The organism is Streptomyces sp. SM11, from assembly GCF_002910905.1.
GTDB lineage: Bacteria > Actinomycetota > Actinomycetes > Streptomycetales > Streptomycetaceae > Streptomyces.
Genome location: NZ_NEUE01000105.1, coordinates 75256 through 91781, shown reverse-complemented (window position 1 = coordinate 91781; position 16526 = coordinate 75256). Strand labels below are relative to the sequence as shown.

Sequence of the window (16526 nt, the reverse complement as noted above, 5' to 3'; positions counted from 1 at the left end):
GAGAAGATCGCCACGGACGGGACCGTGGTCGAGGGCGCCTCCGCCGTGGACGCCTCGATGCTCACCGGCGAGTCCGTCCCCGTCGAGGTCGGCGTCGGCGACACCGTCACCGGAGCCACCCTCAACGCCGGCGGCCGCCTCGTCGTCGAAGCCACCCGCGTCGGCACCGACACCCAACTCGCCCGCATGGCCCGCCTCGTCGAAGACGCCCAGAACGGAAAGGCCTCCGCACAACGCCTCGCCGACCGCATCAGCGCCGTCTTCGTCCCCATCGTCATCGCCCTCGCCCTCGCCACCCTCGGCTTCTGGCTCGGCAACGACGCCGGACTCACCGCAGCCTTCACCGCGGCCGTCGCCGTCCTCATCATCGCCTGCCCCTGCGCCCTCGGCCTCGCCACCCCCACCGCCCTCATGGTCGGCACCGGACGCGGCGCACAGCTCGGCATCCTCATCAAGGGCCCCGAAGTCCTCGAAACCACCCGCCGCGCCGACACCATCGTCCTCGACAAGACCGGCACCGTCACCACCGGCCGCATGACCCTCCAGACCACCCACACCACCCCCACCACCACCCCCACCGAAGTCCTCCGCCTCGCCGGAGCACTGGAGAACGCCTCCGAACACCCCATCGCCCAAGCCGTCGCCGCCGCCGCGACCGACATCACCGGCCCCCTCCCCACCCCCGAGGACTTCCAGAACATCCCCGGACTCGGCGTCCAGGGCACCGTCGAAGGCCACGCCGTCCTCGTCGGACGGGAACAACTCCTCGCCGACGCGGCGATCCCCCTCCCGCCCGAGTTGTCGAAGGCCCTGGCGGAGGCCGGGGAGCAGGGCCGTACGGCGGTCGCCGTGGCCTGGGACGGGGAGGCCCGGGGCGTGCTCGGTGTGGCGGACGCGGTCAAGGACAGCAGTGCGGCCGCCGTGGCCGAGCTGCGCGCCCTGGGGCTGCGGCCCGTCCTGCTGACCGGCGACAACCGGGCGGTGGCGGAGGCCGTGGCGCGTGAGGTGGGCATCGACGAGGTCCACGCGGAGGTGCTGCCCGAGGACAAGGTGAACGCCGTGAAGCGCCTTCAGGCCGAGGGAAGGGTCGTCGCCATGGTCGGCGACGGGGTCAACGACGCGGCCGCGCTGGCCACGGCAGACCTGGGGCTGGCGATGGGCACCGGGACGGATGCGGCGATCGAGGCGAGCGACCTCACGCTGGTTCGTGGAGATCTCAAGGTGACCGCTGACGCGATCCGCCTCTCCAGGCGTACGCTGGCCACCATCAGGGGCAACCTCTTCTGGGCCTTCGGGTACAACGTCGCGGCCTTGCCCCTGGCTGCAAGTGGCCTGCTCAACCCAATGATCGCGGGAGCCGCCATGGCGTTTTCGTCCGTGTTCGTCGTCACGAACAGCCTACGGTTGCGTGCCTTCACGTAACTTCCACAAAGAGATTTAGATCACACCGGCTTCAGGGTAACCATCCGGTGGGTTCGCGAGTCTTAGAGTGCGATGCCAAGGATGTCTTGGGGGACGTCCGATGGAGTGTCTTGGGGGACGCTCCTGTGGCAAGCGTTTGGCCGGGGCACGTGCACCGGGGAGCTTTGAGCGGCCCTCCCGTGCGTACGTACCCCGGCAGATCGCAGCACAAGGGAACACAACAGAACACGGGAGCTTCGGCTCCCCGCAGACGCCCGGCCGGATCCCGTGGGGGGAATCCGCTCCGGGATATGGGAAACGCCCCGACCGTCGACCCGTGGGGGGATCGGCGGCGGGGCGCTTCTCCCTTCCAGCCCTCCCCCTCTCCCGCTCCCTGGAACGCTCCCGCCTCAGCCCCCGGAACGCCGAATCGCCCCGGACACCGCGCTCTGTGCGAAGCGCGGTACGCGGGGCGAAGGCAGTCGGCCGAAGAGGCCGGGCACTACGGGCGGTGCAGGATCCGGCGGTGCGGGACCCCGCGGTACGAGGTCCGGGTCAGCGGCCCTCGACCGGGACGAAGTCGCGCAGGACCTCGCCGGTGTAGATCTGACGCGGGCGGCCGATCCGGGAACCGGGCTCCTTGATCATCTCGTGCCACTGGGCGATCCAGCCGGGAAGGCGGCCGAGTGCGAAGAGCACGGTGAACATCTCGGTCGGGAAGCCCATGGCCCGGTAGATCAGACCGGTGTAGAAGTCCACGTTGGGGTAGAGGTTGCGCGAGACGAAGTACTCGTCGGAGAGCGCGTGCTCCTCCAGCTTGAGCGCGATGTCGAGCAGCTCGTCGGACTTGCCGAGCGCGGACAGCACGTCGTGGGCGGCAGCCTTGATGATCTTGGCGCGCGGGTCGAAGGACTTGTACACCCGGTGGCCGAAGCCCATCAGGCGGACGCCGTCCTCCTTGTTCTTCACCTTGCGGATGAAGGAGTCGACGTCGCCGCCGTTGGCCTGGATGCCTTCCAGCATCTCCAGCACGGACTGGTTGGCGCCACCGTGCAGGGGGCCCCACAGCGCCGAGATGCCGGCGGAGATCGAGGCGAACATGTTCGCCTGCGAGGAGCCGACCAGACGCACGGTGGAGGTCGAACAGTTCTGCTCGTGGTCCGCGTGCAGGATGAGCAGCTTGTCCAGCGCCGAGACGACGACCGGGTCCGGCACGTACTCCTGGGCGGGGACCGAGAAGGTCATGCGCAGGAAGTTCTCGACGTACCCGAGGTCGTTGCGCGGGTAGACGAAGGGGTGCCCGATCGACTTCTTGTAGGCGTACGCCGCGATCGTCGGCAGCTTCGCCAGCAGGCGGATCGTCGAGAGGTGGCGCTGCTCCTCGTCGAACGGGTTGTGGCTGTCCTGGTAGAACGTGGACAGCGCGCTGACGACCGAGGACAGCATGGCCATCGGGTGGGCGTCGCGCGGGAAGCCGTCGAAGAACCGCTTGACGTCCTCGTGCAGCAGCGTGTGCTGGGTGATCTCGTTCCTGAAGGCCGCCAGCTCGTCGACCTTCGGCAGGTCGCCGTTGATCAGCGTGTACCCGACCTCGAGGAACGACGAGCGCTCGGCGAGCTGCTCGATCGGGTATCCGCGGTAGCGCAGAATGCCCTGCTCACCGTCGAGGTACGTGATGGCGGATTTATAGGCGGCGGTGTTGCCGTATCCGCTGTCCAGCGTCACCAGGCCGGTATTGGCCCGGAGCTTCCCGATGTCGAAGCCCTTGTCGCCGACGGTGCTGTCGATCACCGGATAGGTGTACTCGTCATCGCCGTACCGCAGTACTACAGCGTTGTTGGTGTGCTCGCTCACGTCATCCCTCACCGACGTAGTGCCTCTTCTTCGAGGTGCCCTGACTGTCTTCCACCCTCCCCCATTCGGCTCAGGAGAGTGCACTCGGGGTCGTCCATTGGACCTACTGACGGCACTGAGTGCCGCCAACTTACTCATCCTGCCCCCTTGACTGCGGTTCCGGAAGACCTCCGTGATGTTTCCCACCGATTTGATCGATCATTTTTGTGCAGGGGTCACACGAAGTCTTCGCCCGAGCCGCCCCGGAGCCGGAAATCCAGTGCCGTGCAGCGCCTGCCTGCGGAAACCGTGCGGACCGCCTGGCCGATCGCCTTACGGGACCCGACCAGGACGACGAGCTTCTTGGCCCTCGTCACGGCCGTGTAGAGCAGGTTGCGCTGGAGCATCATCCAGGCGCTGGTGGTGACGGGGATGACGACGGCCGGATACTCGCTGCCCTGGGAGCGGTGGATCGTCATGGCGTACGCGTGGGCCAGTTCGTCCAGCTCGTCGAAGTCGTAGCCGATCTCCTCGTCCTCGTCGGTGCGGACGGTGAGCTTCTGTTCGTCCACGTCCAGGCCGGTGACGACGCCGACCGTGCCGTTGAAGACGCCGTTCTCGCCCTTGTCGTAGTTGTTGCGGATCTGGGTGACCTTGTCGCCGACCCGGAAGACCCGGCCGCCGAACCGCTTCTCGGGGAGGTCGGGACGGCCCGGGGTGATGGCCTGCTGGAGCAGCCCGTTCAGGTGCCCCGCACCGGCGGGCCCCCGGTGCATCGGGGCGAGGACCTGCACGTCGCGACGTGGATTGAGGCCGAACTTGGCCGGAATACGGCGGGCCGCCACATCGACGGCGAGCTTGCCCGCGTCCTCCGTCTCGTCCTCCACGAAGAGGAAGAAGTCGCTCAGCCCTTCGGTGAGCGGGGGCTGTCCCGCGTTGATCCGGTGCGCGTTCCTCACGACTCCGGACTGCTGGGCCTGGCGGAAGATCCGGGTGAGCCGGACAGCGGGGACGGGACTTCCCTCCGCGAGCAGGTCGCTCAGCACCTCCCCCGCGCCGACCGAGGGCAGTTGGTCGACGTCACCCACGAGGAGGAGGTGGGCACCGGGTGCCACCGCCTTCACGAGCTTGTTGGCGAGCAGCAGATCGAGCATCGAGGCCTCGTCCACGACGACCAGATCCGCGTCCAGCGGACGATCCCGGTCGTACGCGGCGTCCCCGCCCGGCCTCAGCTCCAGGAGCCGGTGCACGGTGGACGCCTCGGCCCCGGTCAGCTCGGCGAGGCGCTTGGCGGCGCGGCCCGTGGGCGCGGCCAGCACGACCTTCGCCCGCTTCGCCCGGGCCAGCTCGACGATGGACCGGACGGTGAACGACTTCCCGCAGCCGGGTCCGCCGGTCAGGACGGCCACCTTCCGGCTGAGCGCGAGCCGTACGGCCTCCTCCTGCTCGGGCGCGAGCGAGGCCCCCGTACGGGTGGCGAGCCAGGCCAGGGCCTTCTCCCAGTCCACGTTCTGGAAGGCCGGCATCCGGTCCTCCCCCGTCCGCAGCAGCCGCCGCACCTGCCCGGCGAGGGACAGCTCGGCCCGGTGGAAGGGGACCAGGTAGACAGCGGTGATCGGTTCGCCGCCCTCGGCGGACGGCACTTTCTCCCGTACGACGCCCTCCGGATCGGCGGCCAGCTCGGCCAGGCACTCGATGACCAGCCCGGTGTCGACCTGGAGCAGCTTGACGCCGTCCGCGATGAGCCGTTCCTCGGGGAGGTAGCAGTGCCCCTGGTCGGAGGACTGGGAGAGGGCGTACTGCAGACCCGCCTTGACCCGCTCGGGGCTGTCGTGCGGAATACCGACGGCCTGGGCGATCTTGTCGGCGGTGAGGAACCCGATGCCCCAGACGTCGGCGGCCAGCCGGTAGGGCTGGTTCTTCACGACGGAGATCGAGGCGTCCTCGTACTTCTTGTAGATGCGGACGGCGATGGAGGTGGAGACGCCGACGCCCTGGAGGAAGACCATGACCTCCTTGATCGCCTTCTGTTCCTCCCAGGCGGCCGCGATCATCTTCGTGCGCTTGGGGCCCAGGCCGGGGACCTCGACGAGCCGCTTCGGCTCCTGCTCGATGACGTCGAGGGTGTCGACGCCGAAGTGGGTGGTGATCCGGTCGGCCATCACCGGCCCGATCCCCTTGATCAGTCCGGAGCCGAGGTAGCGGCGGATGCCCTGGATCGTGGCGGGCAGCAAAGTTGTGTAGTTCTCCACGGTGAACTGCTTGCCGTACTGCGAGTGCGAGCCCCAACGGCCCTCCATCCGCAGCGACTCACCGACCTGCGCGCCGAGCAGCGCACCGACCACGGTGAGGAGGTCGCCCGCCCCGCGCCCGGTGTCGACGCGGGCGACCGTGTACCCGTTCTCCTCGTTGGCGTAGGTGATCCGCTCCAGGACACCTTCGAGGACGGCCATGTTGGACATGACCCGACGCTACCGGTTGGCGCTGACAGTGCGGTTCGCGGCCCCGGGCCCCGTCACACATCCCGCTGGTCGCCCTCATCGTGGTGGGGGTGCTCCGGTACCTGGACGCGTCGCCCCGCACCCGGGGCCGGGTCGACGGCGTCGGCGCGGTGCTGTCGGCGGCGGGCCTGGGCCTGCTCGCCTTCATCCTGATCGAGGGGCGCACGTACGGCTGGCTGATGACGACGAAACCACTGGAGGCCGGGGGCTTCTCCTGGAGCGGCGGGCTCTCGCCCGTGTTCGTCGCCCTGCTCCTGTCCGTCCTGGCCCTGGGTGTGTTCTGGCGCAGGCAGGCCGTGCTGAGCCGGGCGGGCGACGAGCCGCTGATGGATGTGCGGCTGTTCTCCATCCACTCGTTCCGCAACGGCAATTTCGTGACGCTGATGGTCGGTCTCGGCGAGTTCGGCATCATCGCGGTGCTGCCGCTCTGGCTGCAGTTCGCCCTCGGCTACAGCGCGTTCGAGGCGGGCCTGGCCCTCGTCGCCCTGGCCGCGGGCAGCTTCGCCGCCTCCGGGGCGAGCTTCCCGATGGCGGCGACCGTGCCCGCGCTCGCACAGGTCCGGATCGGTCTGGTCCTGGAGGCCGCCGGGCTGACGATGCTGGCCCTGATCGCGTCGACGGACAGCTCCTGGTGGCTCATCGCCCACGCGTTGTTCGTGTACGGGATCGGCGTCGGCTTCGCCACGGCACAGGTCACCAACATCGTCCTCGTGGACGTACCGGAACGCAGCGGAGGCCAGGCGTCGGGCATCCAGAGCACGGCCCGCGAGCTCGGGTCGGCACTCGGTATCGCCCTTCTGACCACGTTGTTCTTCAGCACATTGACGTCCGGAACGACCGACCGGCTCACCCGGGACGGAGTCGCACCGGACGAAGCGGAACGGCTCGGGGGCGTGGTGACGGACAGCGCCGGATCGGCGATCAAGGCGCTCGCCGCGCAGCCGCGTACGGCATCGGCGGCAGAGGCGGCACGCGAGGCGATGGCGGTCGGCGTCCAGGTCTCCGGATACGTCTGTGCGGGGCTGCTTCTCCTGGCGCTGGCGGCGACGCTGTTCATGGCGCCGGGGGCAGGTCCGGAGCCCCGGGCGGAGGAGAGGCGGAGCGGGCGCAGCGGGCGGCAGGAGGTACGCGGCCCGGCCCGGTGAACAACACACTCGTACGTTCCCCTCCCCCACCCCCGTCTTGAGCGCATGGCCCTGAACGACACCCTGGCCCGCGTGGACGCGGACCTCGCCGCCGGACGCGTACCGGTGGCGAGGCAGCGCCCTGCGCGGTCCTGTCCCCTCCTCCTCGCACGAGCCCGCGCCCGCGCCCCGCCGCCGAACGACTGGCTGCCGTACGGGAGGCTGCCTCGGAGCCCCCGGGGCGGCCGGTCACGTGGGACGGCCGCGAACAGTGCACCGGACTCGCCCCGGAACTGCCCGCGTGCTGTTTCGGACGGCCAACTTGCCGGGCTCACCGGTTTGTACACTGCCGAAGGTGCAGGACCATACGGGTACCAGTGTCGATGCGCGTCCGGCGCCCGCCTTGCAGCGGTACGTCAGCTCGTATGTCGGCTTCGACCTTCGTGGGTTCCCGACAGACGACCGCAGCCGGCGCCGGCGCCCTCCTCCGGCACGCAGTGCTGCGCCGCGGCCTCGACACGGCCTCGAGGCGCCGAGGCCTCGTGCTCACGACCGACCACATCCACCAGAACAGCCGCGGCGCCGCCCTTGTCGCCGAGGTCATCGACACCTGTCTGCCGGCCCGGAGCACGTATCGGCCCCGGCGGGCGGCCTGGTGAGTGTCTCTACCTCCGCAGGTTCGATTCTTGAAGCTGAAGCTTCAACCTCAGCATCTGTTTCGCCGGCGACGTCACCTCGCGCGCTGTGCGCGCCGGTTCCTCGCGTCTCAACCACACCCTCGTGGTCACTGACGCAGATCCCGCCAACACGCGAAACGATCAGCCTTCTCTTTCTGCCCGGAGTCGGAGGAGTGAACGAGTGGCGGCCAGGAGGGCCGCGAGGTAAATGGCCGCGAGCAGAGTGGCCAACTGTGCCCAGGGAACGCTCAGGACGAAGCCGGAGATCCGGTTGGCGATGATCACGGTAGGCAGCAAGGCGATGATGAGACCAAGCAGGGTGCTGACCGCTATGAGGGCTGCCTGCTGGTAGAGCAGGATGCGCCGAGTCCAGGCAGGGGGCAGCCCCAGGGCGGTCAGTCCGGCCATGTAGCCGCGCAGTGTGCGAATTTGGCCGCGGATGGCCGTCAGTACTGTGGCCAGGACGAGGACTACCAGCGCGACCGCGGTGGCGAGCAGCGCCGCCGGTGCGACGGCCGGCTCGGGGGGCACGTAGATCCGTGCCGCACGTCCGTCGTGCCCGGAGGTGATGAGGGCTTGCTGAACGGCTTCGGTCTGGGTGTCCGCAAGGCCGGTGATCATGATCGGCCCCTGAGGGGGCAGGGGCAGCCGAAGCTCGCTCGCGGTGGATCGAAGCATGATGCCGTCGCTGCCGGCTCGCCACTGGGTCGGTGCCGCGTCCACCGCGACCATCGGGAGTTCCGGGGTGCGGCCAAGGGTCTTGTCGTCCTGGTGCACGACGAGGCTGGTACGTGCGGAGGTGCCTTCCGGGGCGCCCGGGGCATCGGACCAGATGAGCAAGCCTCCTGCGGTCAGGGTGGCCAACTGATCACGGCCTAGGGAATGCCCGAGCAGGCGCTCGGCGTCGGCAGGGGATTTCACGGTGAGGAAGATGGTGTCGCTGCCCGGCCGGGTGGCCGAACGGGTGACGTTGTTCCTGTCCATGGTGTAAGCGGGAGTCACCTCGAGGCGGGGGTGGCCATCCAGGAGGCCGGTTGCCTCTGCGGCCCGCAGTACGGACTTCGTGGGGGCGAAACGGTCACTGGTGCTGTCGGCCAGCAGGATCTGGCCGGACAGCACGTCGGGGTGCCTCTGCGTGTCAGCCGTGCGCAGCAGCGTGTCCAGCAGGGCAAGGAATCCCAGGGAAGCTCCGAAGAGGACCGTGAGTACGGCAAGGGAGGCGGATGCACGGCGTGAGTCGGCGGCCAGCTGTCGGCGGGCGAGCCGGGAGCGGGGCCCCTTCTCGGGGATGAACTTCAGCGTCAGAGCGAACGCCTCGGGGATGACCAGCAGCACAGCGACAGTCACCAAGCCGGTCAGCGTCATGGCCATGGCCGGGGAGTCGACACGGACGGCGTAGACGGCTGTGGCGCACCAGGCTAGGACTGCCAGTACCTGGCGGGTATCCCGGATGCGACGGGACGTCTTGGTGGTGGCTGCTTCGTCCGTGGAGCGGCCGGTCTTGTCACGGTTGGCCGGCGCAGAGGCGTGGCGGCGATCGTCGCGTGCCAGTGCCAGCCCTGCGACCAGGGAGGTGAGCACGATCAGGATGAGCAGGCGGAGGGCGGGATCGGCGAGTCCGTCGATGGGACCGGCCGGGCGCTCTCTCAGGCGGGAGACGAGGAGGCGGGCGGCCGCGCCGACGCCGAGACCGGCTGCGGCTCCTGCGGTCGCCGCGATAAGGGACCAGGCCAGCGTGGCGAGAGTGAGGCCGGCTGCTGCGGTACGGCGGGATATGCCCAGGGAGGTCAGGGAGCCCGCGGTGCGCCGAAAGCGCCGGTCGTTCAGCCCGAACACCAGCAGTACGGCGCCCAGCGGCACCAGGAGCGCCGGGACCGTGTAGCCGGCTGGGGTCTTCTCGATCCAGAACCCCTCCCCGCTGCCCTCTTCCCGCAGGGAGAGCGTGTTGGCGACGGCGATATCACTTTCAGACTTTCTGTTCTGCTCCTTCTCCCAGTTGCGGATTGCGGCGCTGAACGCCGTGATTCCGCTCTTGGGTTCGGCACCCGACCACAGGAGGAGGGGCTGGGTGGCCAGGATGGGGAAACCCTCGACCAGGTTCTCGTCCAACGCCGCCCACGTGCCAGGGCCTGCCAGCAGGTTCGTGGTGCTGGCATTACGGTCGTTGGCCGTGCCGACCACCTTGAGGCGGACGTCTCCCAGCACGGTCAGCTCTTTTCCCGGTGCTGTCCGCACGTCGTGGGGCTCGGTGACGACGACCTCGCCCGGACCGGTCGGCCAACGTCCGGACTGAAGGTCGTAGCGACGCGGGTAGGGGTTTGAGCTCCAGTCGGCCTCGAACATGGTCACGTTGCGTGCCGGCGTGGTGTCGAGCTGGACGTCGAAGGCACTGAGCATGACCAACGTGTCCGTGATGCCTGCCTGTTGTAGTCGCTCTCGCAGCTCGGGGACGAATGTGTCGTCCCCGGGCGGGAGCTGGATGCTGCCGTAGCCCACCGACGCATCGAACCGGCCCATGTCACGGTCGGCGACCTGCGCGCCGGACAGGGACAGCGTCTTGAGCACGATGAACATCGTCATGACGAAGACCGCGGCGACGAACACCGTCAGGGTGGAGCGGATCAGAGCGCGCGAGCGTCCCAGCCGCCGTGCCAGCCGGAAGGCCAGGCGCGATTGCTGTCCGGCAGCGGCCTCCGCGGATCGAGGCTTCACGAACGACTCTCCAGTCGGCCGTCCACGACCTCGTAGACGGTGTCGGCGTAGTCCCGGCAGCGGGGATCGTGTGAGCAGATCACGGCCAGTACGCCCTCGTCGCACAGTGTGCGGATCAAGGTGAACAGTTCCTGGGTGGCTGCGGAGTCCAGCGCTCCGGTCGGCTCGTCCGCCAGGAGCACCGCGCGCTTTCCGGTCAGGGCGCGCGCCACACCTACGCGCTGGCGTTGCCCGCCGGAGAGCTGTGAGGGAAACCGGTCTTCCAGGCCGGGAAGGCCGACCCGTGCCAGCTGTCGCAGGGCTTCTGCGCGGGCTTGTGCGGTCGGTAGGCCGAGTGCTTCCAGGGGCAGGGAGACGTTCTCGGCCGCTGTGAATTCCTGGATCAGGTTGTGGTCCTGAAACACGACGCCCACAGTGCGGAGCCTGAGCTCAGCTCGCTGTTCATCACCGGCGGTCCCCACTTCGACGCCGCCGACCTGGATCTCGCCGGTGTCGGCGAGATCCAGACCTGCCAGCAGATTGAGCAGGGTCGACTTACCCGAACCGCTGGCGCCGTAAATGCACACGAACTCGCCCGGTCGTGCTTCGAAGTCCACATCCCGCGCGGCCCACACAGTCTCCACTTCGGAGCGATAGGCCTTGCAGACCCCCCTGGTCCGAATCATCGTGGCATCTACGGCCTTAATCAACTCAACAACCGCCTGAGGTTCGGAATGACGTCACTTCGTCGCTGTTCAGGGGGGAGACGTTGTTGTCGTTGCTGGCCCTGCGCATGCCCTGCTTGTCCCCGCCGCCGTTGGCGTGTTCAGTCATGCAGCCATCGTAGCTTGCAGAACGGTTGGCCCAGGAGTCCATCTCGTCGTTCTTCTCGCCGCTCAGGTTTGCGAACGAGCTCTGGCCGTGGCCGCGTTCGCCGATCAGCCAAGCGAAGTCGTTGTTTCCCCACAGGCACATGTTGTTCGAGTTGCATTGGCTCAGGGCGGCGTTAGCCGTGCTGGGCGTCATTGCCAGGGCAGCGAACAGGAGCGCGGTCGAAGCTATGACCTTTTTGGCTCTCAAAATGTCTCCTAGGCTGGTTTGGTGGGCTGCAAGTCGTCCGACAGGTGTTGCTCGGAGTCGACAGATCATGTGCGTAGACATACTTGCGATTCAAGGGTCACAGTGGCATCACGCCACACATTGGCCACTCATCTGACATGACTTGACAACAGGTCGCCCGCATGCCGCGACTGGGGCGGGTGTTCGATCTCGGGTCACCACTGAGCGCTCGTGCATACGCGCGCGTGCTCTGTATTCGACGACCGGAATTCGTCCCGGATGCCCGCGAGACATTCGACCGATACCGGATCCTGGGCGTCACAAGTCACTCCCCGGTAACGCTCGTCATCGATATACCACCGTTCGGATCACGGGGATCAGCGCGTCGACATTCGTGAACTCACGGACCTTTGGGGCCAATCCTCACGTGTGTGGGGAGCAGCACAGCTTCGGCACACACGACACCGACGACTTCACCACGCGCCTCACTGTTCCGCATCGCCGAATACGCCGACTCACGAGCACCTTCATCGGATCCGAACCTACGAGCTGACCTCGCTGTTCGACTGAGGCTCAGACTGGGACTAGGGCGGCGCGAACCGAGAGAGCGCCGCCTCCAATCGGGAGCCCCTGCTCTCCGCGATCCGCTGGACCTGCTCCAGAGACTCTCTCAACCGACTGGCGAGGAAGTGGATTTGCGGTGCGGTGGCACCGGGCCCTGCCAGCAGACCGTCGGCGTGCCCGAGCAACTCGTAAGCCATGTCGAGCTGGATGTCCTCCACCTCGTCGGCCCTCCGCGACACGTAACCGGTGCCGTCCCCCACGACGTAGCAGGGCTTGCCACCCGTACCCGTCCACGGCAGCAGCCGCGCGACGGAGACGTCCCGCCCACCGACCGCCCTCATGCGACGGCCTCGCTTCCAAGACCGCGGCGAAGGCGCGGGGATGGCGGCAGCGAGTTCGGGGGCCGAGCGGTGGCGCGGTTCATGGGGGGGCCTTCTTTCTGATCCTCGGGCGAATAGGGTTCGCTTCTTTGTGTAGCGAACCCATCACAGAGTGAGGTCGCTAGTCGCTACGCTTCTAGGGGGTCGGGCATGACAGCACGCTGGTCAGGTCGAGGAGTTGGGTGCGGATGAAGGCGAATGGCAAGCCGCGTACGGCACGGCAGAAGTACGGCGACGAGTTGCGGCTACGACGCCTGGCCGCCGGAATGACGCAGGAGGCACTGGCCGAACAGGTCGTCTGCTCGCCGACACTCATCAGCCATTACGAGGCGGGGCGGCGGCTGCCGAGTCCGGACGATGCGCAGCGGATCGACCGGGCCCTGGGCACGGACGGGTTCTTCGCGCGTTGGCTTGAGGACCTGGAGACGAAGTACGACGAAAACTTCGCGGCTGTGGCGGAGTTGGAACAGCAGGCAGTGCTCATCCAGCAGTTCGCGCTGACGCTCGTACCCGGCCTGTTGCAGACGGATGCCTACGCACGGGCCCTGTTCCAGGCGTACCGTCCCAACCACCGCCGGGAGCAGGTTGACCAGGACGTTGTCATTCGAACAGAGCGCGCCCGCATTCTCGACGGTCCGCTGAATCCGGTGATGTGGACCCTGCTGGACGAGGCGGTGCTGCGGCGGCGGGTCGGCGGCCCGCAGGTAATGGCCAGGCAACTACGGAAGATCGCGGACATGGCCGAGGCGGGACGACTGCGGCTGCACGTGTTGCCGTTCGAGGCCGGAGCCCACTCCCTCCAGCAGAGCCTGTTGACGCTGATGAGCTTCGCGGACTCCGCGCCGGTGGCGTACGTCGAGGGCTTCCAGACGGGCAACTTGATGGACGATCCGCGCTTGGTGGCGTCCAGCCGCACGGCCTACGATCTCGCTCTGGGCGATGCGTTGTCGCACCAGGAGTCGGTGGCCCGCGTGCGGGCCGCAGCGGAGGAGCACGAACATGGTCAGCAGTAGGCGGAGCGTTGTGGACGCGTCCACCCTCACGGGCTGGTTCAAGTCCAGCTACAGCGGAGGGAACCAGGGCGAGTGCCTTGAGGTCGCGCTCGGCCACGCCTCCGTCCCCGTCCGCGACAGCAAGGCCCCCGCCGGCCCCGCCGTCGTCTTCTCCGCCGACGGCTGGTCCTCCTTCGTCACCGCGATCGGGAGCGGCGAGTTCCCCGTCTGAAGGACAGGAACTCCCCTGGCGCTCCGACCGCGAACGGCGGGGGACGCATGAATTGGCGAGGTCTCGACGCGCAGGTCGAGGAGTTGAGCAGAGAGGTTTACAGCGGCCTGGCCTGCCGCGAGGTTCCACGGTGAAGACCATCTCACCGGTTGGCCGGAACGGAAGCCTGCGCGAGCCCCTCGCCGGCGCCCGAGGCTCCCGTCCGGTCCGGTTGCCGGGTGCCGGGCGGCGGCGGCGTAGAAAGAAGAAGACGAACTGTGTGTTTGGCGGGTCTCCGAGCGCGGCTGACCAGCAAACGCCGCAGTCCCGGGCACCCGCTTCGCCGGAGGTATCCCCACCCGGAGGGCGGCAATCATGCCCGAGCAAGTCGAGATCGAGGAGCGGTACTGGGGATGGTGTACCTGGCGTCCCTGCCGTAAGACGCGTGTGGTGACGAAATGGCGCTACGACTTCTTCTTCGTCGTCGTCAGCTACCGCTGGGTCCGAACCAGTTACTGGGGCTGCGAGTTCAACAGGCGCTACGAGTGGAAGCGGTGGGAGTACAGCGGGCGGTTCGAAGATCTCACGCTGTACTTCATCTCCATGCTCTTCAAGAACCGGCTGTCCGACAAGGGGTCCTGCTCCTCGTCCGGGGCCGTGAGACACCTCGCGAATGTCCTGGGGGACGACCCGGCCAAGACGCTGCGCGAGTACGCCACGGAGCGGGGACCACAGCGGAGTGCGCCCCAGTCAACTTCTCGGCCGTGAACGACCGAGCTCGTGCAGCTCTGGTCGTGCAGCTCTGGCCGTGCACGCCTTGTCGCACTCCCGACCACCCTCTACGGCAGGACGGTCTCGGGGTACATCTTCCGCCAACGCCCCTGCGTCGCTGTCCGGTTGGCACTCGCCCGGGGCGGGCCGAGATCGGCACGAGAGGCTCTCACCGCGTCCGCGGAGCACAGCTCTCCGCGGCCACGTAGGGGCTGGTGCGGCGACGTGGTCAGCCGGTCGGCGAGGTGACCGGGTGGCCCGATTCGAGCCCTGGCGGCGGGCCTGGCCCTGCTCGCGATCACGCGGCCGACCAGGTCGGCGCTGTGGCGGCGGTCGTAGCGTGTGTGGAGGGGCCGGAAGCCGGACTCCCCGTCTGTTCGCCTGCGCCCCGCGCTCAGCCCATGCTCGCCGCGACCTCGCTGCGCAGTTGCGGCAGCCTGTCGTGCAGGACGCCCGGACAGAGCGTGTCGCCGAAGTCCTTGTGGCCGTAGATGCGGCTCGGTGCGATGGCGTACCGCTCGCAGACGTACGCGCAGAGCGTCACCAGGACCTCCCACTGGGCCCGCGGCGGCTGGGCGCCGTCGTGGTACGCGCCTTCGTTGGCGATCCCGATGCCCGCACCGTTCTGGCCGGAGGTGTGCGCGCCCAGGACGAAGTCGCTGCCGCTCCGCAGTGTGCTGAGGCTGCGGTGGCGACCCTCGGTGATCCAGCCGCCCCGGCTGACGAGGAAGTGGTAGCCGGTGTCGGTCCACCCGTTCCTGTCCATGTGCAGGTCCTGGACCCAGTGGGCGTGGCGGTGGGCCTGGGCGCGGGAGACGTCGGAGGTGTTGTCGCTGACCGTGTGGTGCACGACGATCATGGTCGGGCGCTTCCCCACCAGGTTCACCGGGCTCCGGGGTGAACGGGCCTGCCATTGGAGCGTGCTGTCGATATCCGGTTCGACGGCGCCGAAGGCATGGGCCGTGCTCGGGAGGGCAACGGCCGCCAGGCCGCCGGCACCGGCGAGGAGGACGTGGCGACGGGACGGCTGCGGAAGGTTCACGGCGAGCTCCTGGTGTGGGGGCCGGCGGACGCGCGACGGCAAGGACGGTGGCGAGTGGGGCGGCCGCGGTGCGACCGGGTGCGTCGCTGACGGACCCATCCGGCCGTCGAGAGGGACGGAGTCGCTACGCCGAGTTGTTGGCGAGGGCCGGAAGCCTGGCGAAGCTGCCGTTGAACTTGTTGCGGTCCACATCGCCGGAGACCCCGCCGACCCGGCCGGTGGCCGTGTACTGCCAGATCGTCCAGGTGGGGAAGCCGCTGGGGATGTTCGGGCTGCTGGTGCCCCAGTGCGCCACCCAGAGCGGCGACTTGGTGGCCATTGCGGTCCAGTTTCCGGTGCAGGTGCTCCACCAGCCGGCCGTCGTGTAGATGACGACGTCGCGGGTGGTCCGGGCCTTGTACGTGTTGTAGAAGTCGTTGATCCACGTGCGCATCCGGGTCGTGGAGAGGCCGTAGCACATGGCGCCGTACGGGTTGTGCTCGATGTCCAGCACACCGGGGAGGGTCTTGCCGTCCCTGGACCACCCTCCGCCGCTGCTCGCGAAGTAGTTGGCCTGGGTCGCCCCGTCGGAGACGTCGGGGCGGGCGAAGTGGTAGGCGCCCCGGATCAGGCCGGCGTTGTAGGAGCCGGTGTAGTTCGCGTTGAAGCGGCTGTCCTTGAAGGAGGTTCCCTCGGTGGCCTTCATGTAGGCGAAGTCGATGCCCGCGGCCTTCACCGAGCCCCAGTTGATCGCTCCCTGCCAGTGGGAGACGTCGATGCCCTGGACGCCGCTGGTGTCCATCGGTGTGACCCCGCCCGCCGCCGAGGACGCGGGGCCTTGCTCGATGCGGGCGCCCGCCCCCATCCACGCCTGTCCGGACCGGATCGGCTTGTCAGGGTCGGGCGGCGCGGCGGCGGCCGTGCCCGCGCCGGTCAGGAGCAGCGCCACGGCACTGCCGAGAGCGGCGGCCGGCAGAGCCTTTCGGGATCTCTTGACGCGGCGGGACGGAGAAGGGTACGCGGGCATAGCCACCTCCGGGCACGTTGACGGGAAGAGGTCCATGGCATCCGATTACCGGATACCATGAACATGACATGGGTAACGCACGGGCGGGGAGGGGCGTAGAGAGGCCGTTCGGTCTAGACCTGTGTCGCAACACCTCACCTGCGAGAACACGCCGGAGCGGGGGGAATTTTCACCCCTGAAGGCCCCCGGCGGCCGATCCCGCCCCACGGGTAAGCGGAAACACGCAGGAGCGACGACCGGCCGCCGAATGCCTCTTGCTCCAGGTAATCAACTT

General features: G+C 68.3%; 12 protein-coding genes and 4 pseudogenes. 8 read left to right on the top strand and 8 right to left on the bottom strand.

Going from position 1 to position 16526, the window contains the following annotated elements; genetic code table 11:
- Positions 1-1422 (top strand): heavy metal translocating P-type ATPase (locus B9S58_RS07550; protein WP_103531341.1); only part of this gene is annotated, 1422 nt, incomplete at its 5' end.
- A gap of 534 nt (positions 1423-1956) precedes the next feature.
- On the opposite strand, the gene B9S58_RS07545 is transcribed toward B9S58_RS07550, so the two are convergent.
- Both B9S58_RS07545 and B9S58_RS07540 read right to left on the bottom strand, forming a co-directional pair.
- A complete protein-coding gene (locus tag B9S58_RS07545; RefSeq protein ID WP_103531340.1) occupies positions 1957-3255 on the bottom strand; it encodes a citrate synthase in 1299 nt (432 codons plus the stop codon).
- A gap of 215 nt (positions 3256-3470) precedes the next feature.
- Positions 3471-5696 carry an ATP-dependent RecD-like DNA helicase gene (locus B9S58_RS07540; protein ID WP_103531339.1) on the bottom strand — a complete coding sequence of 742 codons (2226 nt, stop codon included), beginning with the start codon at positions 5694-5696 and terminating at the stop codon, positions 3471-3473.
- 56 nt (positions 5697-5752) lie between these two features.
- On the opposite strand from B9S58_RS07540, the pseudogene B9S58_RS07535 reads away from it, so the two are divergent.
- The 4 pseudogenes from B9S58_RS07535 to B9S58_RS07525 form a co-directional block, all read left to right on the top strand.
- Positions 5753-6880 (top strand): annotated as a pseudogene (locus B9S58_RS07535) (MFS transporter); the annotation flags it as partial.
- Positions 6881-6925: 45 nt separating this feature from the next.
- Positions 6926-7034, top strand: a pseudogene (locus B9S58_RS40160) (DUF6584 family protein); the annotation flags it as partial.
- A 180-nt stretch (positions 7035-7214) separates the two neighbouring features.
- Positions 7215-7313, top strand: a pseudogene (locus B9S58_RS38810) (AraC family transcriptional regulator); the annotation flags it as partial.
- A gap of 4 nt (positions 7314-7317) precedes the next feature.
- A pseudogene (locus B9S58_RS07525) lies at positions 7318-7518 on the top strand (hypothetical protein); the annotation flags it as partial.
- Positions 7519-7677: 159 nt separating this feature from the next.
- Here the strand turns inward: B9S58_RS07525 and B9S58_RS07520 are convergent.
- From B9S58_RS07520 to B9S58_RS07505, 4 genes are all read right to left on the bottom strand, one after another.
- Positions 7678-10248, bottom strand: coding sequence for a hypothetical protein (locus B9S58_RS07520; RefSeq protein ID WP_103531338.1), 2571 nt, complete (start codon positions 10246-10248; stop codon positions 7678-7680).
- A complete protein-coding gene (locus B9S58_RS07515) occupies positions 10245-10871 on the bottom strand; it encodes an ABC transporter ATP-binding protein (RefSeq protein WP_219818871.1) in 627 nt (208 codons plus the stop codon). The genes B9S58_RS07520 and B9S58_RS07515 overlap by 4 nt, the downstream gene beginning before the upstream one ends.
- A gap of 67 nt (positions 10872-10938) precedes the next feature.
- A complete protein-coding gene (locus B9S58_RS37295) occupies positions 10939-11307 on the bottom strand; it encodes a peptidase inhibitor family I36 protein (protein WP_181009222.1) in 369 nt (122 codons plus the stop codon).
- A gap of 563 nt (positions 11308-11870) precedes the next feature.
- On the bottom strand, positions 11871-12191 hold the full coding sequence (locus tag B9S58_RS07505) for a hypothetical protein (RefSeq protein WP_103531335.1): 321 nt from the start codon (positions 12189-12191) through the stop codon (positions 11871-11873).
- Positions 12192-12418: 227 nt separating this feature from the next.
- Between B9S58_RS07505 and B9S58_RS07500 the strand changes: the two genes are divergently transcribed.
- The 3 genes from B9S58_RS07500 (at position 12419) to B9S58_RS07490 (ending at position 14201) form a co-directional block, all read left to right on the top strand.
- Positions 12419-13243, top strand: a complete 825-nt coding sequence (locus B9S58_RS07500) for a helix-turn-helix transcriptional regulator (RefSeq protein WP_103531334.1) — start codon at positions 12419-12421, stop codon at positions 13241-13243.
- Positions 13230-13454 carry a DUF397 domain-containing protein gene (locus tag B9S58_RS07495; RefSeq protein WP_103531333.1) on the top strand — a complete coding sequence of 75 codons (225 nt, stop codon included), beginning with the start codon at positions 13230-13232 and terminating at the stop codon, positions 13452-13454. Before B9S58_RS07500 ends, B9S58_RS07495 begins: the two co-directional genes overlap by 14 nt.
- A gap of 354 nt (positions 13455-13808) precedes the next feature.
- On the top strand, positions 13809-14201 hold the full coding sequence (locus B9S58_RS07490) for a hypothetical protein (protein ID WP_103531332.1): 393 nt from the start codon (positions 13809-13811) through the stop codon (positions 14199-14201).
- A gap of 397 nt (positions 14202-14598) precedes the next feature.
- On the opposite strand, the gene B9S58_RS07485 is transcribed toward B9S58_RS07490, so the two are convergent.
- A complete protein-coding gene (locus B9S58_RS07485; RefSeq protein WP_103531331.1) occupies positions 14599-15246 on the bottom strand; it encodes a peptidoglycan recognition family protein in 648 nt (215 codons plus the stop codon).
- A gap of 124 nt (positions 15247-15370) precedes the next feature.
- Complete coding sequence (locus B9S58_RS07480) at positions 15371-16252, bottom strand: lysozyme (RefSeq protein WP_103531330.1); 882 nt, start codon at positions 16250-16252, stop codon at positions 15371-15373.
- Between the last annotated feature and the right edge of the window lie 274 nt (positions 16253-16526).